The 25,232-nt window shown below is 45.3% G+C and carries 27 protein-coding genes; 19 read left to right on the forward strand and 8 right to left on the reverse strand.

Annotated elements, in window-relative coordinates; genetic code table 11:
* Positions 1 to 26 precede the first annotated feature (26 nt).
* Both hscA and fdx read left to right on the forward strand, forming a co-directional pair.
* Positions 27 to 1,892, forward strand: coding sequence for a Fe-S protein assembly chaperone HscA (gene hscA, locus ICN13_RS01680; protein ID WP_216138596.1), 1,866 nt, complete (start codon positions 27 to 29; stop codon positions 1,890 to 1,892).
* A gap of 43 nt (positions 1,893 to 1,935) precedes the next feature.
* Complete coding sequence (gene fdx, locus ICN13_RS01685; RefSeq protein WP_216138598.1) at positions 1,936 to 2,274, forward strand: ISC system 2Fe-2S type ferredoxin; 339 nt, start codon at positions 1,936 to 1,938, stop codon at positions 2,272 to 2,274.
* A gap of 146 nt (positions 2,275 to 2,420) precedes the next feature.
* On the opposite strand, the gene ICN13_RS01690 is transcribed toward fdx, so the two are convergent.
* On the reverse strand, positions 2,421 to 3,314 hold the full coding sequence (locus ICN13_RS01690; RefSeq protein ID WP_216138600.1) for a LysR family transcriptional regulator: 894 nt from the start codon (positions 3,312 to 3,314) through the stop codon (positions 2,421 to 2,423).
* 82 nt (positions 3,315 to 3,396) lie between these two features.
* Here ICN13_RS01690 and ICN13_RS01695 point away from each other — a divergent pair, with 82 nt between their 5' ends.
* The 7 genes from ICN13_RS01695 to ICN13_RS01725 are packed head-to-tail and all read left to right on the forward strand — an operon-like array spanning position 3,397 to position 8,808.
* On the forward strand, positions 3,397 to 4,128 hold the full coding sequence (locus ICN13_RS01695) for a succinate dehydrogenase/fumarate reductase iron-sulfur subunit (protein WP_216138602.1): 732 nt from the start codon (positions 3,397 to 3,399) through the stop codon (positions 4,126 to 4,128).
* Positions 4,125 to 4,475: a succinate dehydrogenase gene (locus ICN13_RS01700; protein ID WP_216138604.1), complete on the forward strand. Its 351-nt coding sequence runs from the start codon at positions 4,125 to 4,127 to the stop codon at positions 4,473 to 4,475. Before ICN13_RS01695 ends, ICN13_RS01700 begins: the two co-directional genes overlap by 4 nt.
* Positions 4,472 to 4,831 carry a succinate dehydrogenase, cytochrome b556 subunit gene (sdhC, locus tag ICN13_RS01705; protein WP_216138606.1) on the forward strand — a complete coding sequence of 120 codons (360 nt, stop codon included), beginning with the start codon at positions 4,472 to 4,474 and terminating at the stop codon, positions 4,829 to 4,831. Before ICN13_RS01700 ends, sdhC begins: the two co-directional genes overlap by 4 nt.
* Positions 4,832 to 4,853: 22 nt before the next feature.
* Entirely contained in the window at positions 4,854 to 5,717 is an 864-nt protein-coding gene (locus tag ICN13_RS01710; protein WP_370622932.1) for a fumarate hydratase, read from the forward strand.
* 9 nt (positions 5,718 to 5,726) lie between these two features.
* Complete coding sequence (locus ICN13_RS01715) at positions 5,727 to 6,338, forward strand: fumarate hydratase C-terminal domain-containing protein (protein WP_216138622.1); 612 nt, start codon at positions 5,727 to 5,729, stop codon at positions 6,336 to 6,338.
* Complete coding sequence (locus ICN13_RS01720; RefSeq protein WP_216138624.1) at positions 6,335 to 8,056, forward strand: L-aspartate oxidase; 1,722 nt, start codon at positions 6,335 to 6,337, stop codon at positions 8,054 to 8,056. Before ICN13_RS01715 ends, ICN13_RS01720 begins: the two co-directional genes overlap by 4 nt.
* A gap of 35 nt (positions 8,057 to 8,091) precedes the next feature.
* On the forward strand, positions 8,092 to 8,808 hold the full coding sequence (locus ICN13_RS01725; protein WP_216138626.1) for a sulfite exporter TauE/SafE family protein: 717 nt from the start codon (positions 8,092 to 8,094) through the stop codon (positions 8,806 to 8,808).
* Between the two features lie 51 nt (positions 8,809 to 8,859).
* On the opposite strand, the gene ICN13_RS01730 is transcribed toward ICN13_RS01725, so the two are convergent.
* On the reverse strand, positions 8,860 to 9,846 hold the full coding sequence (locus tag ICN13_RS01730) for a tripartite tricarboxylate transporter substrate binding protein (protein WP_216138628.1): 987 nt from the start codon (positions 9,844 to 9,846) through the stop codon (positions 8,860 to 8,862).
* Between the two features lie 202 nt (positions 9,847 to 10,048).
* Here ICN13_RS01730 and ICN13_RS01735 point away from each other — a divergent pair, with 202 nt between their 5' ends.
* The 6 genes from ICN13_RS01735 to ICN13_RS01760 are packed head-to-tail and all read left to right on the forward strand — an operon-like array spanning position 10,049 to position 15,242.
* Positions 10,049 to 10,978: a hydroxyacid dehydrogenase gene (locus ICN13_RS01735; RefSeq protein WP_216138630.1), complete on the forward strand. Its 930-nt coding sequence runs from the start codon at positions 10,049 to 10,051 to the stop codon at positions 10,976 to 10,978.
* Position 10,979: 1 nt separating this feature from the next.
* Positions 10,980 to 11,987 carry an Ldh family oxidoreductase gene (locus ICN13_RS01740; RefSeq protein WP_370622933.1) on the forward strand — a complete coding sequence of 336 codons (1,008 nt, stop codon included), beginning with the start codon at positions 10,980 to 10,982 and terminating at the stop codon, positions 11,985 to 11,987.
* 32 nt (positions 11,988 to 12,019) lie between these two features.
* Positions 12,020 to 12,301 (forward strand): flagellar biosynthesis protein FlgA, encoded by a 282-nt coding sequence (locus tag ICN13_RS01745; protein ID WP_215367250.1) that lies wholly within the window; start codon positions 12,020 to 12,022, stop codon positions 12,299 to 12,301.
* A gap of 39 nt (positions 12,302 to 12,340) precedes the next feature.
* Positions 12,341 to 13,513 carry a UxaA family hydrolase gene (locus tag ICN13_RS01750; RefSeq protein ID WP_216863980.1) on the forward strand — a complete coding sequence of 391 codons (1,173 nt, stop codon included), beginning with the start codon at positions 12,341 to 12,343 and terminating at the stop codon, positions 13,511 to 13,513.
* 10 nt (positions 13,514 to 13,523) lie between these two features.
* On the forward strand, positions 13,524 to 14,243 hold the full coding sequence (locus ICN13_RS01755) for a GntR family transcriptional regulator (protein ID WP_216138632.1): 720 nt from the start codon (positions 13,524 to 13,526) through the stop codon (positions 14,241 to 14,243).
* Positions 14,244 to 14,249: 6 nt separating this feature from the next.
* Positions 14,250 to 15,242: a YeiH family protein gene (locus tag ICN13_RS01760; protein WP_216138634.1), complete on the forward strand. Its 993-nt coding sequence runs from the start codon at positions 14,250 to 14,252 to the stop codon at positions 15,240 to 15,242.
* 4 nt (positions 15,243 to 15,246) lie between these two features.
* On the opposite strand, the gene ICN13_RS01765 is transcribed toward ICN13_RS01760, so the two are convergent.
* Positions 15,247 to 15,411, reverse strand: a complete 165-nt coding sequence (locus ICN13_RS01765) for a hypothetical protein (protein WP_216138636.1) — start codon at positions 15,409 to 15,411, stop codon at positions 15,247 to 15,249.
* 112 nt (positions 15,412 to 15,523) lie between these two features.
* On the reverse strand, positions 15,524 to 16,300 hold the full coding sequence (locus ICN13_RS01770; protein WP_216138650.1) for a ferredoxin--NADP reductase: 777 nt from the start codon (positions 16,298 to 16,300) through the stop codon (positions 15,524 to 15,526).
* Positions 16,301 to 16,551: 251 nt separating this feature from the next.
* Between ICN13_RS01770 and ICN13_RS01775 the strand changes: the two genes are divergently transcribed.
* Positions 16,552 to 16,824, forward strand: a complete 273-nt coding sequence (locus tag ICN13_RS01775; protein WP_216138652.1) for a hypothetical protein — start codon at positions 16,552 to 16,554, stop codon at positions 16,822 to 16,824.
* Between the two features lie 85 nt (positions 16,825 to 16,909).
* On the opposite strand, the gene lysS is transcribed toward ICN13_RS01775, so the two are convergent.
* The 4 genes from lysS to ICN13_RS01795 form a co-directional block, all read right to left on the reverse strand.
* Positions 16,910 to 18,451 carry a lysine--tRNA ligase gene (lysS, locus tag ICN13_RS01780; protein WP_216138654.1) on the reverse strand — a complete coding sequence of 514 codons (1,542 nt, stop codon included), beginning with the start codon at positions 18,449 to 18,451 and terminating at the stop codon, positions 16,910 to 16,912.
* Between the two features lie 12 nt (positions 18,452 to 18,463).
* Positions 18,464 to 19,568 (reverse strand): peptide chain release factor 2 gene (gene prfB / locus ICN13_RS01785; protein ID WP_216138656.1). Its coding sequence is split into 2 segments (ribosomal slippage): positions 18,464 to 19,495 and positions 19,497 to 19,568, totalling 1,104 coding nucleotides; the frame shifts between segments, so codons are not numbered across the junction.
* A gap of 34 nt (positions 19,569 to 19,602) precedes the next feature.
* Positions 19,603 to 21,351: a single-stranded-DNA-specific exonuclease RecJ gene (recJ, locus tag ICN13_RS01790; protein WP_216138658.1), complete on the reverse strand. Its 1,749-nt coding sequence runs from the start codon at positions 21,349 to 21,351 to the stop codon at positions 19,603 to 19,605.
* Positions 21,348 to 22,313 carry a hypothetical protein gene (locus ICN13_RS01795; protein ID WP_255533989.1) on the reverse strand — a complete coding sequence of 322 codons (966 nt, stop codon included), beginning with the start codon at positions 22,311 to 22,313 and terminating at the stop codon, positions 21,348 to 21,350. Before ICN13_RS01795 ends, recJ begins: the two co-directional genes overlap by 4 nt.
* Positions 22,314 to 22,380: 67 nt before the next feature.
* On the opposite strand from ICN13_RS01795, the gene ICN13_RS01800 reads away from it, so the two are divergent.
* Genes ICN13_RS01800 through ICN13_RS01810 form a run of 3 tightly spaced genes read left to right on the forward strand, consistent with a single transcriptional unit; the run spans position 22,381 to position 25,191 of the window.
* Entirely contained in the window at positions 22,381 to 23,643 is a 1,263-nt protein-coding gene (locus tag ICN13_RS01800) for a lipoprotein-releasing ABC transporter permease subunit (protein ID WP_216138662.1), read from the forward strand.
* Positions 23,636 to 24,343: an ABC transporter ATP-binding protein gene (locus ICN13_RS01805; protein ID WP_216138664.1), complete on the forward strand. Its 708-nt coding sequence runs from the start codon at positions 23,636 to 23,638 to the stop codon at positions 24,341 to 24,343. The genes ICN13_RS01800 and ICN13_RS01805 overlap by 8 nt, the downstream gene beginning before the upstream one ends.
* A gap of 11 nt (positions 24,344 to 24,354) precedes the next feature.
* The gene (locus tag ICN13_RS01810; protein ID WP_216139256.1) at positions 24,355 to 25,191 is read left to right on the forward strand and encodes a TatD family hydrolase; all 837 of its coding nucleotides are present in this window, start codon (positions 24,355 to 24,357) and stop codon (positions 25,189 to 25,191) included.
* The last annotated feature ends 41 nt before the right edge of the window (positions 25,192 to 25,232 follow it).

Genomic DNA, 25,232 nt, shown 5'->3' on the forward strand with positions numbered 1-25,232 from the left:
TGTACTCGCATTAAAATTGAACTCTTATGGCCTTATTACAAATCTCTGAACCCGGTAAATCACTAGCACCCCATCAGCGTAGGATTGCCGTCGGTATTGATTTGGGTACTACCAATTCACTGGTCGCTATCGTGCGAGATGCATTACCTAAAGTGTTGCCTGATGCCAAGGGAAGAGAATTACTTCCATCTGTTGTGCGCTACCTATCAAATGGTAGAACAGAGGCTGGCTTCGAAGCGCTTGAGAGTGTCGTTATTGATCCAAAGAACACGATTGTTTCTGTAAAGCGTTTTATGGGGCGAGGCGTGCAAGATGTAGATCATATTGAGAGTACCCCTTATGATTTTGTTGACCAGCCCGGGATGCTTAAGCTGAGAACCGCTGCTGGTGATAAAAGCCCCATCGAGGTCTCGGCAGAAATCTTGGCACGCCTGCGTCAGTTGGCGGAAGATTCTGTATCCGATGAGATTGTTGGTGCGGTTATTACAGTACCTGCTTATTTTGATGACGCGCAACGTCAAGCCACTAAAGATGCAGCTAAGTTAGCGGGCATTGAAGTGCTGAGATTGCTCAATGAACCAACCGCAGCTGCGATTGCCTATGGTTTGGATAATGCCTCTGAAGGTGTTTATGCCGTATACGATCTAGGTGGTGGTACTTTCGATATCTCTATTCTCAGAATGAGTAGAGGAGTTTTTGAGGTTTTATCAACGGGTGGTGATTCTGCTCTGGGCGGTGATGACTTTGATCATCGCTTGTATTGCTGGGTCATCGAGCAGGCGAAATTACCTCCACTCTCCATTCATGACCATCGCACCCTTTTGCAAGCTTGTAAGCATGCAAAAGAATTGCTTAGTCATAACCCCTTGGCCCGAGTTCATGTGACTTTGGCAGACGGTACGGTAGTCAATGTTGGCATGAGCCAGGCGCAGTTCTTTGAGATTACTCAGAATCTCGTTGTTAAGACTTTGACGGCCTGTAAAAAGGCTTTGCGTGATGCTGGTCTCAAGCCTGAAGATGTTAAAGGTGTGGTGATGGTGGGAGGCTCCACCCGCATGCCAAATGTTCAGCGTTCTGTCGGCGAGTTATTTGGCACTCAACCACTTAATAATTTAAACCCCGATCAAGTGGTTGCACTTGGTGCTGCCATGCAGGCGGACCTCCTCGCTGGCAATCAAAGCAAAGACGATGAGTGGCTTTTATTAGATGTGATTCCACTTTCTCTTGGTATTGAAACCATGGGCGGTCTAGTGGAAAAAATTATTCCACGCAATACACCAATTCCAGTGGCTAGAGCTCAAGACTTCACTACCTTTAAAGACGGTCAGACTGCATTAGCAATTCAGGTAGTGCAGGGTGAGCGCGAGCTTGTGCAAGACTGTCGCTCCTTGGGTAAATTTGAATTGCGTGGTATTCCGGCAATGGCTGCGGGTGCAGCACGTATACGGGTGACTTTTCAGGTGGATGCAGATGGTCTCTTGTCTGTCAGCGCCATGGAACAAGGCTCTGGTGTCCAAGCTTCCATTGATATTAAGCCGTCTTATGGTTTGACGGATAGTGAGATTACTCGCATGTTGCAAGATGGCTTTGCTTCAGCAAAAGAGGATCTCTTGGCGAGGTCGTTACGTGAAGAGCAGGTTAATGCGCAGCGCTTATTAGATGAGGTACAGACAGCGCTTGCTAGCGACCGTGCATTACTGAATAAAGAAGAGCAAGCTGCGATTGATCAAGAAATGGCAACTTTGCAAAAGATTTTGAATGAAGAAACAGATAGTGCGGTTGTCCGTAAGGCGGTTGATCATGCTGCTAAGGCTACCGATGAGTTTGCACAAATGCGCATGAATGCCAGCATTCAAAAAGCTTTATCTGGCAAGAATGTTGCAGAGATCTAAAAAAATCAATACACAATCAATACTAAATTAATAGAAAAGAATCATGACGCAAATTGTTGTCTTACCGCATAGTGAGTATTGCCCAGAAGGTGCAGTGGTTGAAGTTGCACCAGGTACATCGATTTGCGAAGCACTGCTAGAGAATGACATTCCAATTGAGCATGCCTGCGATATGGTTTGTGCTTGTACGACCTGCCATGTCATTGTCAAAGAGGGGCTTCAGAGCTTGAACCCAGCAGATGAGAACGAAGAAGATATGCTCGATCGCGCTTGGGGTCTCAATCCCCAGTCCCGTTTATCTTGCCAAGCCATTGTTGCTAAACAAGATTTAGTGATTGAAATACCCAAATATTCAATCAACCATGCCAAAGAGAATCATTAATGCACCAAATTGGAGCAATATGGCTCTTAATGAGGCAATCAGTATAAAGATGAGATTTTGAGAAGACTAATATGAACTTGTAGTTTGTTCTTTAAGTAGTACCTCCAAAAATCTCTTGCAAGCCATCCTTCGGGGTGGCTTTTTCTTTAGGGCTTCAGTGATTTTGATCCATCTTTTAAGAAGTGCTGTTTGATCACTAGCGTAACGTTTTGTCGTATGTGTTTTTTACGCTCAAGAAGACCAACTTTCCTGTAGATGGTTTTCCCTGGGAGCTTTTGAATGCGGAGCTGTCGATCATTGGACCATGAAATATTGGCTAACTGTGGAACGATGGAGTAGCCAAGACCCTGTCTCACTAGTTCAATAATAGCCTCTACAGAATTCAATTCCATGCCATCTTGAATAGACAGTTTATTAGACTTGATAGTTTGGTCGACAAGATGACCAGTCCAAGTATTTCTCTCAAAGCGAATAAATGGCAGATTAGGATCGATATTTTTGAGATCTTTATTTCTGCTTGATGCTGTATTTGGATAAATCAAAATCATGGGCTCCTTGTAGAGCTCGGTCCACTGGAGGCTTTGGGGCAGGGCATAAGGTGACTCAGTCACAATTGCTGCATCAAGAGTACCTTCAAGAAGTTGATCTAAAAAATTACTGGATAAGCCTGCTATTAATTTAATTTCTATCTCTGGATAGTTCTGTTTAATCTCGTTTAAAGTTTTTCCAAATGCGCCCATTAGCGAAGAAACCAAGGCGCCCAAGACAATGGTTCCGCTGAGATTGGATTGCATATTGGAGCGAAGGCCTTCATAACGAGCCACAATTTCTTGGATAGGTTCAATCAGGGATCTGCCCTGAGCATTTAAGGTGAGGGATCGCTTAGTTCGATCAAATAGCTCGAGACCAATTTCTTTTTCTAGCTGTTGTAATTGCTGGCCCGCTGCTGCTGCAGTAAGGCCAATTTCTCGGGCTGCAGCTGCAACGCTTTTATGACGCGTAATTGCCAAAAAGTTTTTGAGGGTTTTGATACTGGACATAGACTCTATTATAAATAATTTCTTTATCTCAAAGAAAAATTAATTCGATTTATTTTTTACTATCTATCAATATAATGTGGAAATGTCTAATACTGATCTAAAAGTAAGGGTATGGCGTGGCTCCCAAGAAGGGGAGTTCGTGGAGTACTCAGTGCCACGCAATCCTAATCAAACAGTTTTGGATGTGGTGACGTATATCCAAAGAAAGCTTGACCCTACCCTGAGCTATCGCTTTGCTTGCCGAGTTGGCATGTGCGGTTCATGTGCGATGACTGTTAATGGAGTCGCTCGTTGGACTTGCCGTACGCATGTCTCCAAAATTCTCGAGGGAGATTCATTAGAAATTGCTCCCTTAAATAATTTACCCGTTATTAAAGATCTCGCAACAGATATGCGAGAGTTTTTTAATAAATGGAAAGGGGCGGTTGGATTCTTTAAGGGAGATAAAACACGTCATGACGATTTTGCAAAGGTGGAGCCAAGCTCTGAAGAGCGCCAACTAGCTAATGCCGGAATTGAGTGCATCGGTTGTGGCGTTTGTTATGCCTCTTGTGAGGTAGTTGAATCTAGACCAAATTATCTTGGACCTGCAGCGCTTAATCGTGCCTGGACCTTAACAAATGATGTCAGGGATGTTCAACAGTTAGAACGTATGCATGCAGTAGCGGGTGATGCCGGTTGCCACGCATGTCATACGCAAGGATCTTGTACTGAGCGTTGCCCTAAGGCTATCGAGCCAACGGCAAGTATTGCTGGCTTGAAAAAGCTGGTTGCCAAGGCCGCCATTCGCGGAAGCAAGTGGGGCAAGCTATGAGCACTGGAGTATTGCAGGCAAAGCTTTGGTACGCACAGAGAATTAGTGCTATGGTGCTTGGGATTTGTGTTGCGATCCACTTACTGATTATTTTTTATGCCATCAGAGGTGGTTTAAGTGCGCAAGAGATACTAGGTCGCACACAAGGTAATGTGTTGTTTGCCATTTTTTATGAAGTATTTGTCCTTGCATGTTTTGTGCATGCGCCAATTGGTCTTGCCAATATATTGCAAGAGACTTTTCCAAAAAGTGGTTTGGCTAGGCCTCTGTCTTGGATTTTGGCTTTATTAATTTTGGTTCTTGGCACTACAGCTGTCCTGGGTGTCTTTACAGGAGGTCAGATATGAGCTCCAGACCAAAATTGGATTACCGCGCTAAAAGTCACCTATCTTATTTTGCTTATGCATGTCATCGCTTTTCTGGCTTGTTATTGGCATGCTTTATCCCACTGCACTTTCTGATGCTATCTCAATCCTTGCGAGGTAGTGAGGGCTTTGAAAAATCGCTCGCTTTGACTGATATGTGGGTATTTAAGTTTGGCGAGTGGGCCTTGGTAATTTTATTGGCAGTTCATTTGGCGGGTGGCATACGTCTGCTAATGATTGAGTTTGGCCCATGGAAAGGTTTACGTAAGGGCTGGATTCAGCTCTCGATTTTGTTCGCGATTGCTTGCGGACTCTTATTTTTATATTTTGCTAATTGATTAGGCTGATATGCAATTACAAATGAACTTAGTCGAAGAGGCCTGTAAAGAGCTCTACATTCGAGCCTTGAAAGTTTTGCCTGATGATATTAAAGCCGGTATTGATAGGCTGGATAAAGCTGAGACAGATTCACGTGCTCAGGTGGTACTAAAGACAATGATCACCAATATCTCAGTGGCAGAACGTGAAGATAATCTCCTTTGCCAAGATACAGGTCTGCCGATCTATAACGTGAAGATTGGTAGTAATGTCCAATTTGATGGCATGGCATTAAAGGCAGCAATTCGTAAAGGTTGTGAGCGCGCTACTAAAGAGTATCCGCTGAGATCCTCAGTGGTTCATCCTATTACTCGCAAAAATAACCACACCTCTTGCGGCATTGATATGCCAGCAATCCACATTGACTTCTTTGATAAAGCAGACTCAGTTGAAATTGAAATGGTGCCAAAGGGAAGTGGTTCAGAAAATAATTCCTTTTTAAAAATGGCAATACCTGCAGATGGTATTAATGGTGTCAAAGCATTTGTGATTGACAGTGTTGTCTCTGCTGGAGGTAAGACTTGCCCGCCGACCATTGTCGGCGTTGGGATTGGTGGAACGTCTGATCAATGTGTTGCCATGGCTAAACGAGCAGCGACTCGGCAATTAGGCAGTGTATGCGGCGATGAAGAGGGCGCCAAATTAGAGAAGGAGTTAAGCGCCGCTGTCAATCAACTCGGAATTGGTCCGCAAGGTCTAGGTGGTGATGGAACTGCATTTGCGGTTCAAGTTGAGCTGGCTCACACACACATTACCCTGAACCCCGTAGCAGTCAATATGCAGTGCCACTCCGCTCGTAGAGCGCGTGCAACTTTTACGCCTGCTGGCGTTACCTACAGATTTTAGGAAACGACGATGGCACATTACAACCTTGCAACGCCAGTGAGCGAAGCAGATATTCGCAAGCTACGTATCAACGATACCGTGACTTTGCAAAATACATTGTTTGGTATCCGAGATGCGACCCAAATTCATATGTTTGATCATGGGCGGAAGACGCGTTTTGATTTGAGTGGTCATGCAGTCATCCATACTGCGCCGAACGTTCGCAAAGTATCAGTAAGCACAGAGTTTCCTGCGGGATATGAACCTATTTGTATTGGTACAACCACTTCAGATCGTATGGAGCGCTTTACTCGCCCCTTGATGACTCAAAATGGTGTGCGCATGATTGTGGGCAAAGGGGGTATGCGCGAAGGCTCAGCAGAAGCATTCAAAGAGTTGGGCGGCGTTTATCTAGCGATTATTGGTGGTACCGCTGCCCTAGAAACAACTTGGATCGAGCAGATTGAAGATGTCGACATGGATGATCTCAATCCAGAGTCCCTGTGGCGCTTCAAGATTAGAGATTTTGGCCCATTACTAGTTGCAATGGATAGCCATGGTGGCAGCATCTATCAGGAAGTAAAGAGTGATGTCGCTAGTAAAAAAGAAGCAGTACTCAAAAGTCTTGGGATTATTTCATGAGCACTATTCCAACAATCGATACGGATATTTTGATTTTGGGTTCAGGAGGAGCAGGCCTCTTTGCTGCCCTGCATGCACATCAAGCAAACCCTAATTTAAATATCACGATCGCTGTCAAAGGCTTATTGGGTAAATGTGGCTGTACGCGGATGGTGCAGGGTGGATATAATGTCGCTTTGGCAGAAGGTGATTCTGTAGAACGCCATTTTATGGACACAATCGAAGGTGGCAAATGGCTCTCTGATCAAGATCTAGCCTGGACGCTAGTCTGTAAAGCGGTTGAGCGAATTCATGAGCTAGAAAATGAACTTGGATGTTTTTTTGATCGCAATCCTGATGGTACGGTTCATCAAAAAGCGTTTGCCGGTCAAACATTTGATCGCACTGTCCACAAGGGTGACTTAACTGGTATTGAGATTATTAATCGCTTAGCAGAGCAAGTGTGGGCTAGAGGTATTAATCGTCTTGAAGAGCATCGCGCAATTGAATTAATTCATAGCAAGGATGGAAAATCACTTGCAGGCGTCTTGATGCTCAATATGCAAAGTGGTCAATTTGTATTAGTGCGTGCCAAGGCTGTCTTACTGGCCACTGGTGGCGGACCAACAATGTACAAATACCACACTCCATCAGGTGATAAGAGTTGTGATGGTTTGGCAATGGCATTACGTGCTGGCCTCATTTTGCGGGATATGGAAATGGTGCAGTTCCATCCTACTGGCTTATTGGCTGGTCCGGGAACTCGCATGACAGGGACGGTCATAGAAGAAGGCTTACGTGGGGCGGGCGGTTATTTGTTGAATGGCAATCAAGAGCGCTTTATGGGCAACTATGATCCACGCAACGAACGTGCCACTCGGGATATTGTTTCTAGATCCATCAACTCAGAAATTCGTGCTGGACGTGCAACTCCCAATGGTGGCGTCTATATTCAAATGAGCCATTTAGGCCCAGAGAATGTCCGTAAACTATTTAAAGGTATGGTTGAACGTTGCGCTGATAGCGGCTTTGATCTCACTAGAGATTTAGTGGAGGTTGTACCAACAGCCCATTACATGATGGGTGGTCTCGTTTTTAAGAAAGATTGCAGCACTGATCTTCCGGGTCTATTTGCAGCAGGCGAAGATACTGGTGGAGTGCATGGCGCTAATCGCTTGGGAGGCAATGGCGTTGCCAACTCAACAGTATTTGGCGGCATTGCCGGAGAGTCAATGGCTCGTTGGGTTGCTTCACAGCAGCTGAGTGAATGCAATATGGATGAAGTAGCAGCAAGTATTCATGAGCATGAAGCGCCATTGAAGAAGATGCCTGGCGATATTGAGGGAATCCGAGATGAGCTCGCAGAGTGCATGTGGGATGACGTTGGTATCTCAAGAAACCAGGAGGGCTTATTGCGTGCACGTCAAACTCTCAAGCAATTAGCCTCAAAACTAAATCAAATTGGTGTGGGTGATATTCAACGGGAATATAGCAATACTTGGCAAGATTGGATGAATTTACAAAATCTGATTTTGGTGAGTCAGGCTGTTACTGAGGCAGCTATTGCTCGCGAGAATTCTAGGGGCGCTCACTATCGCGATGATTTCCCAGAGCCAGGATCTCTTGAAGACTCTTATTACACGGCCGTTAATTTCAACCATCAAGAGTTGAAGATTGAAAATCGTCCCGTGCAATTTACGATGATTAAGCCAGGTGAGACTATCCTGGTAGAGGCTTAATTATTTTTGATCTGATCGAACCCACTCAGTTTTTATTGGCGACGCTGGTTATTTTCATCGCCTATTTCATTTTTGGCATCTCAGGATTTGGTTCATCAATCATTTCTGTACCTTTGTTGGTACAAATGTATCCATTGAAATCAGTAGTGCCGATGATGGTGATTATTGATATATGCGCTTCTTTGTATATCGGCAGAAAATCTTCTCGAGACGCCAACCTCAAGGAACTTAAATGGCTCTTCCCCTTTAGCCTTATCGGAATGATTTTAGGAATATTTCTGTTGGTGAAGGCACCAAGTGAGCCGTTACTGATTACTTTAGGCTGCTTTGCTGCTCTCAATGGTGCTCGCGTACTCTGGCAAAGAAATACAGAAATGCGTGAACCAATTAGTAAGTGGTGGGCTGCACCATTTGGATTTTTCGGCGGCACCTTTACTGCATTATTTGCTACTGGTGGACCAATCTATGTCTCCTACTTAGGTTTACGCATTAATGATCCCAAAGCTTTGCGCGCCACCATGGCCTTTGCAATCTTCATGTTGACCTTTTTGCGCCTCACTTTAATGCTGGTTACCGGTTTGATTCTGAGCTGGCCAGTCGTTGGATTGGCTATCTGCCTTATGCCACCTACCTTTTTAGGAATTTGGCTGGGTACCCACGTCCATACAAAATTAAGTAATGCTGCCATGAGAGTGGCCTATGGATCGATTCTGATTTTTGCAGGAACGATGTTGTTGATTCGTCAGCTTTAAAATAAAAAGGCGAAGATTTTGTCTTCGCCTTTTTATTGATGATGTAATTTCTTACTGGGCGCTAATATTTCTGCCCTTAATCACTTTTTCCCAAGCAACTGATTCTGCTTTTACTTGAGTTTCAAAATCTTTTTGGTTGTTGACTACCGCAGTGAGCCCATTTAAATCTAAGCTGGCTCGTAATGCATCTGAATTAACGGCCTTAACGGTGGCTGCATAAATTTTATCGGTGATTACCTTAGGGGTGTTTGCTGGCGCGACCAGTCCAAACCAGCCAGTAGATTCAAATCCTGGAATGCCTGATTCAGCAACAGTTGGCACATCTGGTAATTGCTTGGAACGCTTCAAGCTGGTCACTGCTAAGGGTTTAATTTGACCCGCCTTTGCAAAGCCTGTCGCTGCTGTGAGGTTACCCACCATGAAGTCAATTTGACCCGCCACTAAATCATTGATCGCTGCAGACTCACCTTTATAGGGAATGTGGGTTGCTGGAATACCTGCTGAGTAGGTCAAGTTTTCAGCTGCCATATGAACCTGGCTGCCAATACCAGCCGAGCCAAAGTTCAGATCTTTGGTTTTTGCATAGGCAATGAATTCTGCGACATTTTTTACGGGGATCTTATTGCTTACAGATAAAAGCATCGGTCCAGTTGCTACATTGGTAATGTAGACAAAGTCTTTAGCGTAATTTACTGGCAGTTTTTTATAGAGATTTGGGTTAACGGTGAGCATGCTTCCGGAGGTAAGCATGATGGTGTATCCATCAGCAGGAGATTGCGCTACAGATTCAGCAGCGATATTGCCTCCAGCACCAGGCTTGTTTTCCACGACTACGTTTTGCCCTAAGTCCTTAGATAGCTGTTGTGCTAATAAGCGACCCAAGATATCAGTAGTGCCGCCTGCAGCAAAAGGAATAATGAGTTTGATAGGTTTTGTTGGCCAATTTTGTGCGCTGGCAATTGGCGAGGTAATTAACAATAATGCTCCAGCTACCAATGCAATTTTGGTGCTGAGACTACCGATTAATTGCTTAAACATTCTTTTATTCTCCAGTGTTAATTCAATCTGACTATCTTATCTTTGATTTGATGCAAAAATAAAACGAACCCCTATTTAATAGTTATAAGCTTATGCGTTACTAGTGTCTCCCCCAGCGATTGATTTATGCAATTGAATTTCTAATTGCACTGCACAACAAGTGGGTATTGCAGGATATCTAAATCATCTATATGATCTAGATATGTCATCTATTCTGATCTCTGAGTTCATTACAAGTCAAGCCCTAGAAACCCTGCGTTCTAAACATACGGTGGTTTATGAGCCTGAGCTGCATAAAGACCGCCCAGCTTTGATTGCTGCATTGCAAAATATTGATGCACTCGTTGTTCGCAACCTGACTCAGGTTAATGAGGAGATCTTGGCTGGCGCTCCAAAGCTAAAGGTAGTTGGCCGTCTTGGAGTTGGTCTAGAAAATATTGAGTTGCCTGCTTGCGCAAAACGCAATATCAAAGTTATTCCTGCTACTGGTGCAAATGCTGAGTCTGTTGCTGAATATGTTGTCGGTGCTGCAGTTGCCTTAACAAGAGGATTTATTCCGGCAACGATCTCAACTTTGAAAGGCGAGTGGCCTCGTCCACGTTTCTCGACTTACCATGAGTTTTTAGGAAAGACCGTAGGCATTGTTGGTTTTGGAAGTATCGGCAGAGTAGTCGCCAAGAAGGCAAATGCATTCGGATTGAAATGCCTTGCCTATGATCCAATGCTTACACAGTCTTCGATTGATTTGGATGGCTTTACTGTACCGCTGCTCCCCTTGGATCAAGTGCTTTCAAACAGTGATGTGATTACCTTGCACCTTCCTTTCTTGCCAGAAACAAAGAACTTATTTAACGCTTCTACGCTTGACCAAATGAAAACTGGTGCCTGTCTGATTAATACTGCTCGCGGCGGTATCGTGGATGAGAAGGCGCTGGTAGAGCGTTTACGCTCTGGTCATTTAGGTGGTGCAGCAATTGATGTATTTGAGGGTGAGCCAGCCAAAGATTTGAGTCACTTCGAGGGAATTGAGAATCTCATTTTGACTCCGCATATTGCAGGAGTTACGCATGAAAGCAATGAGCGCGTTAGTCAAATGATTGCCGATGAAGTAAATCGGTTTTTAGGAGCATAAGGTGAATTTGTCTTATCAAAAGATGGTTGAGCTAGCCTCATCTGGATTGCAAGCAGCAGGTATCGGAGAAAAAGCAGCTTTTGAGACCGCACAATTTTTAGCGCTTGCTGAACTTGATGGTTTGGCATCCCATGGCTTGGCGCGCGTTTCACAATATGCTGGGCACGCCAAAAATGGTCGTATTGAGCTAGCACCAAAAATTAAGGTGCGACCTTTTAAAACATCTGCGGCATTAGTGGATGCTTGTGATGGACTTGCCTTTCCAGCGCTACGGTTTGCGACGGACTTATCTGTGAATTTGGCATCCAAGACCGGGGTTGGCCTGGTTGCAGTGACCAATAGTCACCACTTTGGAGTTGCTGGGCACTTTGCTGAAGCGGCTGCGCGCGCAGGTTATATCTCCCTATTATTTGGAAATACCCCGGCAGCTATGCCAATGGTAGGTGGCAGTAAAGCCATATTCGGTACTAATCCTTTGGCGGCAGCATTTCCAGTTGCAAATCGTGATCCTATGGTGATTGATATGTCGCTCTCAGCTGTAGCTCGAGGCAAGCTCTTGGTTGCAGCGAAAAAAGGAGAGTCGATTCCAGAGGGATGGGCATTAACAGCAGAGGGCAAGCCAACAACAGATCCGAATGAAGGACTGAAAGGCTTGATGGTTCCTCTTGGTGGAGATAAGGGTGCTTTGCTTGCTCTGATTATTGAATTATTGGTTGTTGGCTTATCAGGGAGCCGCTTCTCTTATGAAGCAGACTCATTTTTTGATGCCAAGGGTAATCGCCCGCGTATCGGCCAGCTGTTGCTGACGATTGACCCAGGGTTAGCGGGTAGCCAAGTATTTGCCCGCAAGATGCAAGAGTTATTAAAAACTCTGGCATCTGACTCCGGAACCCGTATTCCTGGGCAAAGACGTTTTAAGCAACGTGCTACAGGCTTTAAAGAGGGCGTTAATGTTTCCGATGTCGTTGTAGAAGAGATTCGGGCTGGTATCAGCCAATTATGGAACTAGTAGTTAATTAATAGGATTAAAGAGGAGAGATCATGATCCATTTTGTCGTGCATGAGCCAGGAGATGGCGTAGGTGTAGTAGTAGTTGAAGGCGTGAAAGCCGGAGACGATTTGATTGGTTGGGTGATGGATGGAGACTTAACTCTCAATATGAAGTCTGAGAGTGATATTCCAATTGGCCACAAAATTTCTTTGAATGAGTTTAAGCCAGGTGATACGGTGATGAAGTATGGCGTTGATATTGGCAAAGTGGTTGCTCCCATCAAAAAAGGTGAGCATCTTCACGTTCAGAACGTTAAAACTAAGCGCTGGTAATCCAAGCCTTTATTCACACATTCATTGAGAAAGAAAAAAATGATTAATTTGAAAGACGCGACCTTTATGGGTTACCGCCGTGAGAACGGCCGCATGGGTATTCGTAACCACGTGCTAATTTTGCCTTTAGATGATTTATCTAATGCTGCTTGCGAAGCAGTTGCAAATAACATCAAGGGAACTCAGGCTATTCCTCATTCCTATGGGCGTTTGCAGTTTGGCGCTGACTTGGAATTACACTTCCGTACATTGATCGGTACTGGTAGCAATCCAAACGTTGCAGCTGTAGTGGTAATTGGTATCGAGCCGCAGTGGACAAAAATCGTAGTTGATGGCATCAAAGCATCCGGCAAGCCGGTTGAAGGTTTTTGGATTGAGGGTAATGGCGATACCGCTACTATTGCTTCAGCTAGTAAAGCTGCCTATGCAATGATGAAGCATGCATCAAAACAGCAACGCGTTAAAGCACCATTATCTGAACTTTGGGTATCTACTAAATGCGGTGAGTCTGATACAACCTCTGGTTGCGGCGCAAACCCAACCGTTGGCGATGCATTTGACAAGCTCTACGGCATTGGCTCTACTTTGGTATTCGGCGAGACTACTGAGTTAACTGGTGGAGAGCATTTGGTAGAAGCTCGTTGCCGCACTCCAGAAGTGAAGAAAAAGTTCCGCGAGATGTTTGATCGCTATCAGGATGTGATTGAGCGCCATAAGACAAGCGATTTGTCTGACTCGCAGCCAACTAAAGGCAATATTGCCGGTGGTTTGACAACAATCGAAGAAAAAGCCCTGGGCAATATTCAGAAGATTGGTAAGAAATGTATCGTTGATAGCGTCTTGGATAAAGGTGAAGAGCCTAAGATCCCAGGTCTGCACTTTATGGACTCTTCTTCAGCCGCTGCTGAAATGGTCACCTTATGTGCTGCCGCTGGATTTGCTGCCCATTTCTTCCCTACTGGACAAGGAAATGTGATTGGTAATGCAATTCTTCCAGTGATTAAGATCTGCGCTAATCCAAAAACAGTTCGTACGATGGGTGAGCATATTGACGTCGATGTATCAGGACTTTTACGTCGCGAAGAGAATATGGATCAGGCTGGCGATAAGTTATTAGAGTGCCTCTTGCGTACTGCTGATGGTGAATTAACTGCCTCTGAAATTCTCGGTCATCGTGAATTCGTATTAACTCGTTTGTACGAATCAGCGTAAGTATTTGAGTATGAGATCCCTGACTGCTTATCAAGAGGTAAAGCAAAAGATCACCGAGGATCTGGTCAGGGGTCGTTATCCGATGGGACAGGCATTGCCTGCTGAAAAGGATTTATCAAAAGAGTTGGATGTATCTATAGGAACCCTGCGCAAAGCGGTGGACGAGTTAGTAGCTGAAGGTATTGTGGTTCGTCGCCAAGGCAGGGGTACCTATGTTGCTGAGCATGACCTTAAACGTCTGCTGTATTACTTTTTCCATGTTGTAAAGCATGATGCCGATAAAAAAGCTAACCCTAGAGTTGAGCTAGTTTCATTGACAAGTGCTACCGCAAACAAGGAAGAGGCAAGCAAGCTTCATATTAAGGAAGGCGCAGCAGTATGGCGCCTCGTCAATTGTCTCTATCTGGAAGATAAATGCGTCATGATTGACCATATTACTTTGGATAAAAAGCGGTTTAATAATTTAACGCGAGTGGATTTTATTAATCGCGAAGGTAGTATTTATCAGCTATACCAAATGAAGTATGGCCAGACGGTAGTTCGCAGTAGTGAGCGTTTACGCGCAGGCTTGGCTGGCAAACAATATTCTGAGTGGCTTGGTTTAAAGCCAGACTCTCCAGTCTTGATTATTCGAAGAGTTGCGCTTGGAATTCAGGATGAGCCCTTGGAATGGCGTGTTTCTACACTTAATACCAGTCAACACGAATACTTTAGTGAGTTAGTGGTCTAGGCTTACATGTACAACACCAGTAAGCGTAATTTACCGGGGCTATTAGTCTGCTTGCTAATCGCCATGTCCACTAACTTTCTTTCTGAAAACTATGGCGGACCGCAACTTTTGTATGCCTTGTTATTGGGCTTATCTCTCCATTTCCTGTATCAAAATGAATCCGTAAGGCCAGGTATCGATTTCTGTGCAAAAACCATTCTCCGTCTAGGCGTTGCCTTTTTGGGGATCCGCATTACCTTTGCTGATATTAGTGCGATTGGTATTAATACTGGTTTCATGGTGATCTTGGCAGTTGCTGCAACTGTTTGCTTAGGCTTTTTGCTTGCCAAGCTTTTAAAGCTTTCTCCAGATTTTGGATTGATAGCGGGCGGATCAGTTGGAATTTGTGGTGCCTCTGCTGCTCTTGCAGTCGCCTCTGTATTGCCCAAGTCAAAAGAAAACGAGCAATTTACTTTGTTAGTGGTTGTTGGTGTTACTGTGCTATCGACCATTGCAATGGTGGTATATCCATTTGCATTGCAGATGCTGGAGATTGGCGCGCTGTCGGCAGGAATTTTTATCGGGGCTACTATTCATGATGTAGCTCAGGTAGTGGCCGCAGGTATGATTTTTGGCCCAGAGGCAGGTGATGTCGCCACCGTGGTGAAGTTATTTAGAGTGGCTCTGTTACTCCCAGTGGTTTTGGTAATCTCCATTTTTTTTGGGTCACAAAAAAATACCAATAAATTAGGGTGGGGCAGCCTACGTTTAATCCCAACCTTTCTATTAGGCTTTGTCGCACTTTCGATTGTTGCATCAATGCAAATTTTGCCCGCCTCGGTTAACCATCAAATTGGTGGATTATCACGTTGGATGCTGGTCATTGCGATTGCAGCTGCAGGATTAAAAACCAATTTCCAGGAGCTGGCTAAGTTAGGTTGGCAGCCAGTGCTCATGTTGGTAGCAGAAACCCTCTTTATTGCTGCATTTGGGCTCGTATTTATTCTTTCCCAAAGCTAAGTCTTTAAGCTGGGGTATTGGAAAATTCTTCCATCTTAATGGTGGTCATTAAAAAGAGAATGCGTCTTTGAAAACTCTTACGTTCCTCAACTTTGTCATGAGGAAGACGATCATGCTCCCTTAAGAGGTTGGTAATGATGGGGTTGTAGAACTCGCGTATGGGTGACATCTCTATTCCTTAATAAACATCTTCTTAGGAAGAATTCATCAAGAATGCTATATCTCCACAACAACTGTAAAGCGATATCTAAATTACTTTTAGATATAAATACACGGTCTGTTTATTTCTCTACGAATGCGCGTTCAAAGACGTAGTCACCCATTTGGCCAAGGCTCGGGGATACTTTGAAGCCTTTGGCGTCGAGCATCTCTGAAGTTTCTTTCAGCATTGAGGGGCTGCCACAAATCATGGCGCGATCTACCGCAGGATCCAGGGGTGGTAAGCCAATATCTTGGAATAGTTGGCCAGATTCAATTGCTGTGGTCAAGCGACCGGTATGTTTGAATGCTTCACGAGTGACGGTTGGGTAGTAGATCAATTTTTCGCGGATAAGCTCGCCAAGATACTCATCTTGAGTAAGTTCATTTTTTATGTAGTCACCATAGGCAAGTTCGCTAACTAAACGCACGCCATGAATTAAAACTACTTTCTCAAATTTCTCATAAGTTTCTGGGTCACGGATGATGCTCATAAATGGAGCTAGACCAGTACCAGTGCTAAATAAGTAGAGATGTTTACCTGGGTTTAAGTCATCCAAGACCAAGGTGCCAACAGACTTTTCGCTAACCAGGATGGGGTCGCCAACCTGAATTTTTTGGAGACGGGATGTCAATGGACCATCTTGTACTTTAATGCTCAAAAATTCCAAATGCTCTTCGTAGTTGGGGCTAGCAACACTATAGGCGCGCACCAATGGCTTGCCATCAACCTCAAGGCCGATCATGAGGAAATGGCCGCTACGAAAGCGCAAACCTTTATTGCGGGTAGTAGTGAAGCTAAAAAGAGTGTCGTTCCAGTGATGAACGGTGAGAACAGTTTCGGTGTGATATGCAGCCATAAATGCTTGTAAATTAAAGACTAAGTTTTAAAGAATGATTAATTATCCCATTCTCAGGGGCCTAAATTCGCGCTTATTAGCCTGTAAATAGGACTAAATAGTGATATGTACCCAATTTTTAGCAATAAGAGCCGTTTATTAGAGGGGGTCAGCCTTATACCTAAAAGTAGTTAAGGTATGAAAAGTACTTCTTTTACAAATATAAACCATACCCATAAGATCTTCCTTACTCAAGAGATTAAGGACCTTTTATGACGCACTTTCAGAACAATTCGCGAATCATCGGTAAAGCCTCATTGTTTGCTACAGCACAAGTGATCGCTGGGCTTGCTTTACTTGCCTTATCGACACATCTTGCTTTGCAAAGCGATACTTATCTTGAGGTTCTAAATCAGAGTGGCCTTAACCAATATCATGCGTTTGCACTATTGGTTTGCTTCAGTTTCTTTGCTGGAATTTTGTTAATTGCTCAACAAGTGCTAAAGCATGATCTCCAAGACTTTGAAAAACTATCGTCTTATTAGGCATCAATTTCTGGCGAATAAAAAGGCACCCTAGGGTGCCTTTTGCTTTGTCCTCAATACTAACCTGAGGATTTTTAGAGCTTCATTACTCTTCTTCGCGTCTCAGGTGCGGGAAGAGAATGACATCACGAATGTTTGGTGCATCTGTCAGTAACATCACCAAGCGATCAATACCGATACCGCAACCACCGGTTGGAGGCATGCCGTATTCAAGGGCGCGGATGAAGTCATGGTCAAAGTACATTGCTTCTTCGTCACCAGCTTCTTTTTGCTCTACTTGTTTGCGGAAGCGATTGGCTTGATCTTCAGCGTCATTCAGTTCTGAGAAGCCATTGGCGATTTCCCGACCAGTAATAAAGAGTTCAAAACGTTCAGTAATGCCTGGACGGGTATCAGATTCTCTAGCGAGGGGGCTCACTTCGATTGGGTAATCAATAATGTAAGTTGGTTCCCAGAGATGCTCTTCAGCAACCAATTCAAACAGAGCTAATTGCAAAGCGCCAATGCCAGCATTTTTTAATGTTGGGGCATCGGGATTCTCACCACCTTTTTTCAGTTCAGTCCGAATGAAGGTCGCATCTTCTAATTGAGCAGCTTCATAGCTCTTACCGGATTGACCGCAATACTTGAGGATCGCTTCAGTAATTGTGAGGCGCTGGAACGGCTTACTCAAATCTAACTCACGACCTTGATGAGTCAATACTGCTGTACCTTGAGCGTCCATTGCTGCTGCACGAATCAAGCCTTCAGTAAAGTCCATCAGCCAACGGTAATCCGTATACGCCGCGTAGAACTCCATCATAGTAAATTCTGGGTTGTGACGTGGACTGACACCTTCATTGCGGAAGTTACGATTGATTTCAAAAACGCGCTCAAATCCACCAACTACCAATCTCTTGAGGTAGAGCTCGGGAGCAATACGCAAGAACATTTGCATATCGAGAGCATTGTGGTGCGTAATAAAGGGTTTAGCTGCAGCGCCACCAGGAATCGGGTGGAGCATCGGTGTTTCCACTTCCATAAAGTCGGCATCAAGCATATGGCGACGCAGTGAGGCAATCGCATTGCTACGCGCTTTAAACGTATTACGACTTTCTGGATTAACAATGAGGTCTACATAACGCTGGCGATATTTGGTCTCCAGATCAGAGAGTCCATGAAATTTATCTGGCAAAGGACGTAAAGACTTGCTCAACAAACGCAAGTTGCTACATTCAACAGAAAGCTCTCCTTTATTGGTCTTAAAGAGGTTTCCTTCGGCGGAGATAAAGTCACCCATATCCCAATGCTTAAAGGCGCCATGGGTATCAGCACCGCTGAGTTCATCGCTGATATAAAACTGAATCTGACCGCTGCGATCCTGAATGGTTGCGAAACTTGCCTTGCCCATCACGCGCTTGAGGACCATACGACCAGCTACCTTGACATGAACTTTCTTTGCAGCCAGCTCTTCTTTAGTGAGGCTATCGTAGTGAGTATGTAAATCAGCGGCTAAATGGGTAGGTACAAAATCATTCGGAAATGCAACACCCCCTTCGCGTAGCTTGGCGAGTTTTTCACGGCGTTCCGCAATGATGTGGTTCTCATCAACCGCTTCAGTAATTGGTGGATTGGTTTTATCGTTCATATTCGTCGTTAATTAAACGCCTTGCTTCAGGCTGGCTTCAATAAAGGCATCAAGATCTCCATCCAAAACTTTTTGAGTGTTGGAGATCTCAACGTTAGTACGTAAATCTTTAATGCGGCTTTGATCCAAAACATAAGAGCGGATCTGGTGACCCCAGCCCACATCGGTTTTGCTTGCCTCTAACTTATCTTGTTCCGCACGACGCTTTTGCATCTCATGTTCGTATAAACGTGACTTCAGCATCGTCATTGCTTCTGCACGGTTGCGGTGTTGGCTACGATCGTTCTGGCACTGCACCACGATACCAGTTGGAATATGCGTGAGGCGTACCGCAGAGTCTGTTTTATTAATATGCTGACCACCCGCACCGGAAGCGCGGTAAGTGTCTGTGCGAATATCGGCAGGATTCACTTCAATCTCAATAGAGTCATCAATCTCTGGGTAGACATAGATGGATGCAAAGGAAGTGTGGCGACCATTGGAAGAGTCAAAAGGTGACTTACGTACTAAGCGATGTACGCCAGTTTCGGAACGAAGGTGACCGTAGGCATACTCACCATCCACTTTAATCGTTGCGCTCTTAATGCCGGCAACGTCACCATCAGATTCTTCCAGAATTTCTGTTTTGTAGCCTTTGCGTTCGCAATACTTGAGATATTGACGATAGAGCATGCTTGCCCAGTCGCATGCCTCGGTACCACCTGCGCCTGCTTGAATATCAATGAAGCAATTACATGAGTCCATCTCGTTGTGGAACATGCGGCGGAACTCTAGATCACCGATGATCTTGCTGTAATTCTCAACATCTTGCTCAATAGCAGCAATCGTGTCGAAATCATCCTCTTCTTTGGCCATGTCAAACAGCTCAAGAGCGCTGGTAATGTTGGTGTTTAAATCTGTGAGAGTGGCAACTACGCCATCGAGCAATTTTTTTTCTTTGCCCAGCGCTTGCGCTTTCTTTTGGTCATCCCAAATTGTGGGATCTTCCAGGATCGAGTTAACTTCAGTAAGGCGACGTGACTTTACTTCGAAGTCAAAGATACCCCCGAAGAGCTTGCTCACGGGTGAGCAGATCGGACAAGGTATTTGAAATAGTGTTTAGTTGTTCAGCTTCCATTCCCCAATTATAAGGGGGTTATTGCACTTGACCTTTAGGTCCCGGCGCTCTCGTCATGCGCCTCAATCATCAACTGGACACGAGCTTGTCCTTGATAGCGGTCGGTGACCAGCCGGTAGGCCAATTTGGCTTGGGCTGGGAGGCTTTGGGTACGATTGAACCAAACCGCTGTGATCGGTTTATTGCCTGGCGCTGAGCCAGTTGGACGCAGCATTAAGCGCAGGTGTTTTTCTTTCATGAGACTTTGCTGGGAAACCTCAAACTCCCCATAAAAGACAGGTTGAGGAAAGCCTTGGCCCCAGATTTCTTCGGCAAGCAGGTCGCCGATTTCGGGGGTGAATTCTGAGGGCTGTAGAGACCCATCGTGAGGGTGTCGGCGCTCCAAGATTTCATCATTTAATAAGCTATTTACAACCTCCTGAAAGCAGGCATCAAACTTTTCAAAGTCACCCTTGCGAATCGTTAAACCAGCTGCCATCGCATGGCCACCAAACTTGAGGATGAGTCCAGGCTCGCGTTTGGATACTAAATCTAGAGCATCCCTTAAATGAAAGCCCGTCAATGATCTACCGGATCCACGCAACTCTTCTCCAGTGTTGCCATCAGGAGCAAAAACAATAGCTGGACGATTAAAGCGTTCCTTCAGGCGTGAGGCTACGATTCCGACGACACCTTGGTGCCACTCCGGATTCCAAAGACAGATGCTGGTACGTTGTGCCATCGTCCCGGCCAGTTGATCTTCTGCAAGGTGCGCGAGAGCTGCTTCTTGCATGCCGGTTTCAATCACACGACGTTCGCGATTGATGCGATCAAGTTCTTGTGCAAGCCTCATTGCTTCATCTGTACTATCGGTTAGCAGTAGACGAATGCCTAGAGTCATATCGGCTAAGCGCCCAGCGGCATTGAGGCGCGGGCCAATAGCAAAGCCTAAGTCAAAGGTATTCGCTTTACGGGGATCTCGTCCTGCCGCTTGAAACAAAGCTTGCATTCCGGGTTGAGAGATGCCAGCACGAATACGTTTTAAACCATTAGAAATAAGTACGCGATTATTGCGATCAAGTTGCGCTACATCGGCAACAGTACCTAGGGCAACAAGATCTAAGAGGTTCTCTAATTTAGGTTGTGTCTCATTCGTAAATTTTCCACGATTACGCAACTCTGCACGTAGCGCTACTAATAGATAAAACATCACACCAACCCCAGCAAGTGCTTTACTTGGAAAAGTGCATCCAGGCTGATTGGGATTAACAATGGCAGTTGCTTTGGGAAGTTGATCGCCAGGCAAATGGTGATCAGTAACAATGACCTCCATACCAAGTTCGCGGGCACGATCTACTCCAGCTTCACTTGCGATACCGTTATCAACCGTAATGAGATATTTGGGTTTAGGGTTTTGTGCGGCGGCAAGCTCAACTACTTCAGGCGTGAGTCCATAGCCCATCGTGAAGCGATTAGGCACCAGAAACTGAATGGGGGTCTCTGAGCCGCCCAACATACGCAAGCCCCGCAGGCCAACAGCACAAGCAGTAGCACCATCGCAGTCGTAGTCTGCAACGATAAGCATAGATTCTTTTCTCTCGAGAATGTCTGCCAGCAGGGAGGCCGTGCTGATGCAATTTTTGAGTTCGGTTGGCGAGAGTAATTGTTTTAAGTCGAGCGAAAGTTCTTCAGGAGATTCGAGGCCTCGTGCTGCATACAGTCTCGCAAGCAAAGGATGCAGACCACTTTGCTGTAACCAGGTGGCGGTGCGCTCAGAAAAAGGGCGTTGAGAAAAGAGACTCATGAGGAAATGATTTCTTTCCAGGTGAGTAGCTGTACTTTCTTCCAGAAAGCCCAGGTTTTTTTAGACAGATCTTTAGCTTTGTAGAGGCGTTCGCGAGTTTTGCCTTTAGGAAAGTCAATGATGAGAACTTCATCTAATTCTTGATCGTTCAATGCCGCACTTAATGTTGGCCATGCCGATTCAGGATTATCTAGCCATGCAAAAGATCCTGCCAATTCTTGGGTGTTTAGTTCCTCTGAATGAGAAATGTTGTATAGCCTTCCTAACCCGGCCAGCAAAGGATGCGAGCCATAAAAATGATTGGATTGTTGAATCACTTTTGGTGCCTGTACATCACTCAATTTGCCGATACCGCTGATCCATAAAGAGTTAATGCTCGGCATGCCACGTTGCTCTCGTGTTTCATTAACGGAGCCAATATGCCAGAGCATCTGAATTTCATTTTGGAGTTTTCGCCAACGCTTCGCGATACCTTCTTCATGAGTGTCACGTGGCATCCACCAATCAATATTGCGACCATGTGCTTGATCAATGCTATAGCTAGCTAGGCTTGCAAATGGGCCCGCTGCAATAAACCAGTAGTACTGTCCCTGAAACTGAATCGGGTTTTGAAAATCTTCCTCGATGTATGGCAGTGCAGTTTTTAGAAGTTCGGTAGATTCAGTTTGTGTCAGATCGATCTGGTTTTGTCCCATCAAAATAAGGTGGTCACGTGTCGCGTGCAGATGGACGGGCTGAAGGCAAGCGATGACTTCTGATGGGTTAACTGCTTGTGATGTTTGGCCCAATAGTAAAACTGGGGCAAGCGGCACCAGATTTCCTAGTAAAAAACGCTCATGGGGGAGTCCTTTTACTGGACGGTCATCTTCCTCGGAGTCAAAGGCGTCCTCGCCTGACAGCATCAGGGTAAAGCGCCGTAGATTGCTCTGTTTGGCTAGAGAGGTGGCAGAATTTGCAGTCATTCCCCTGATTTTAGGTGGCATTTGAGTATTCCATTCGTTTGCCCTGGTAATTCACTAAACTGTGGCTATGTTGAGACTTCCTATAGAGCTAGAAATTGGCCTGCGCTACACCCGATCCAAGCGTCGCAAGACGGTGGGCAAGCGTGATGGCTTTTTATCCTTTATCTCTGGAATTTCGACCGCCGGTATTGCCTTAGGCGTTGCTTCCTTGATTGTGGTGCTTTCGGTGATGAATGGGTTCCAAAAAGAGGTTCGTGACCGCATGTTGTCCGTTCTCTCTCATGTGGAAATTACTGCACCAGAAGGGTTGGCAAACTGGGAGCCACTTGCACTTAAGGTTGCCGAGCAACCACATGTCGTAGGCGTTGCACCGATGGTCGGCTCTCAAGGTCTACTTAGCCGTGAGAATGTCATGCGTGGCGTAGCCATTCGGGGAATCTCGCCAAGCGAAGAGGGAAAAGTTTCTGATCTGCCAAAGCAATTTGTTGCTGGCAGCATTAATGATCTGAAGCCCGGCGGCTTTGGCGTTGCCTTAGGCGCACAACTTGCAGCACTTGTTGGCGCTCATGTGGGTGATCGCATTAATTTAATTGTTCCTGAAAGTGATTTAACGCCAGCTGGTGCAATGCCAAGGATGCGCACCCTCCAGGTGGTTGGCATTGTTGATAGTGGCCATTATGAATACGACAGCTCTTTAGCCATCATGCATTGGAAAGACGCTGCGGCTTTACTGCGCCTCAGAGATCCGTCTGGCTTGCGTGTCAAGGTGGATGATATGCAGCGTGCACCAGAAATCGCTAATCAGTTAGCCGCTGTTGTGCCGCAAGCTATGTGGGTAACCGATTGGTCTCGCTCAAATCGCAATTGGTTTGCTGCAGTTCAAACCGAAAAGAAGATGATGTTCATCATCCTGACATTGATTATTGCAGTAGCAGCATTCAATCTTGTGTCTACATTGGTGATGACTGTAAACGAGAAGCAAGCTGATATTGCAATATTGAGAACGATGGGTGCGAGCCCTGGTTTAATTCAAAGAATATTTTTAATTCAAGGTCTGGCCATTGGCATACTCGGTTCTCTCGCTGGCGTAGGTTTGGGTTTGTTAATTGCGCTCAATATTGATGTCATCGTTCCAGCTATTGAAGCGATTTTCCGTGTCCGTTTCTTGCCCCGCGAGATTTACTTTATTAGTGAATTGCCTTCGGATGTCAGATTGAGTGACGTAGTTACAGTCGGATTAATGGCTTTTGGCTTGTCTGTACTGGCAACTCTCTATCCAAGTCGACGTGCTGCCAAGGTTCAACCTGCGGAGGCCTTACGATATGAATGAGGCTATAGGTAATCAAGCCAATTTAGTTTTGATGGTTCGCGGTTTAGCTAAGACTTACGGTCAAGGTCCAACAGCGGTAGAGGTGCTCAAGGCAATTGACCTAGATGTCACACCCTCAGAGAAGGTTGCGATTGTGGGGTCATCTGGTTCTGGAAAGAGCACCTTATTGCATCTTTTGGGCGGTTTGGATACTCCAAGTTCGGGCTCAGTAGTTCTGGCGGGCTCTAATCTGAATCAGTTGTCTGTCAAAAAGTTAGATCAATTACGCAATCAAAGTCTTGGTTTTATTTATCAGTTCCATCATCTCTTAGATGAATTTAGCGCTGTTGAGAACGTTGCCCTGCCTTTGCGTATTCGTGGCTTAGGTAATGATGAGTCAATGGAGCGCGCTAGCAAGATGTTGAAAGCGGTTGGCTTATCTGCACGTGAATTACATACCCCAGGTGAGTTATCTGGTGGTGAGCGCCAACGCGTAGCAGTTGCAAGAGCTTTGGTGGGTAACCCTTCATGTGTCTTGGCAGATGAGCCAACCGGTAACTTAGATACTGAAACTGCAGATGGTGTTTTTGACTTGATGTTGAATATCGCTCGCGATCAGGGCACTGCATTTGTGATTGTGACCCATGATCCGGTCCGCGCCAAACGTTGTGATCGTATTTTGCATTTAGAGCGTGGAGTATTAAAGACTTTTTCACAATGAGTGCTCATCCAATGTGGATTGATACCCATTGCCATCTAGATGCCCCAGAGTTTGCAAAGAATTTACCTGAGGTCATTCAGACTTCAGTTGACAACAATGTTCAGGCAATCTTATTGCCTGCTGTAAAAGCGGACGATTGCCAACCAGTTCGCGCACTTGCAAATCAATATAGCCAGCAGATTCCAGGCTTGGTCTATACGCTTGGGATTCATCCTCTATATACCAATCAAGCTAAGGAGGGTGATATCTCCATTCTTGAGAAAGAAATTACCCAATCCCTCTCTGATCCCAGGTTTGTTGGTATTGGTGAGATTGGCCTCGATTATTTTGTAGAAGGCTTAGATCCACACAAGCAAGAGTATTTTTTTAATGCGCAATTAGATCTAGCACAGCAGTTTAAGCTGCCAGTCATTTTGCATGTACGTCGATCACAAGACGCTATTTTGAAAGCTTTGCGTCTTCGCAAAATACCGAGCGGTATTGCACATGCCTTTAATGGCAGCTTTCAGCAGGCCGAGCAGTTTATTGAGTTGGGATTTAAGTTGGGCTTTGGCGGCGCTGCTACTTATGAGCGCGCTTTGCAAATTCGCAGACTCTTGACTGAGTTGCCTATTGATAGCATTGTCACTGAAACAGATGCGCCTGATATTCCTCCCGCATGGTTAAGGAAAGAAGGAATCGCGTTTAATGAGCCCGGCTTCTTGCCTCGGATTGCTAGGTCGCTTGCATCAATCCGCGGAATAAATGAGGCTGAGTTTTCAGCTGCAGTATGGCGCAACGCCATGCAGGTATTGCCCCGTTGGGCTGCGCTTTGTGCGGCCCCTTCAAACTCTAAACTAGCCTCTTAATCACTTGCGCTTAGCCATTACGGCGTTCATCGCCGGGGGGT

The organism is Polynucleobacter sp. MWH-Berg-3C6 (genome assembly GCF_018881855.1).
Classification (GTDB): Bacteria; Pseudomonadota; Gammaproteobacteria; order Burkholderiales; family Burkholderiaceae; genus Polynucleobacter.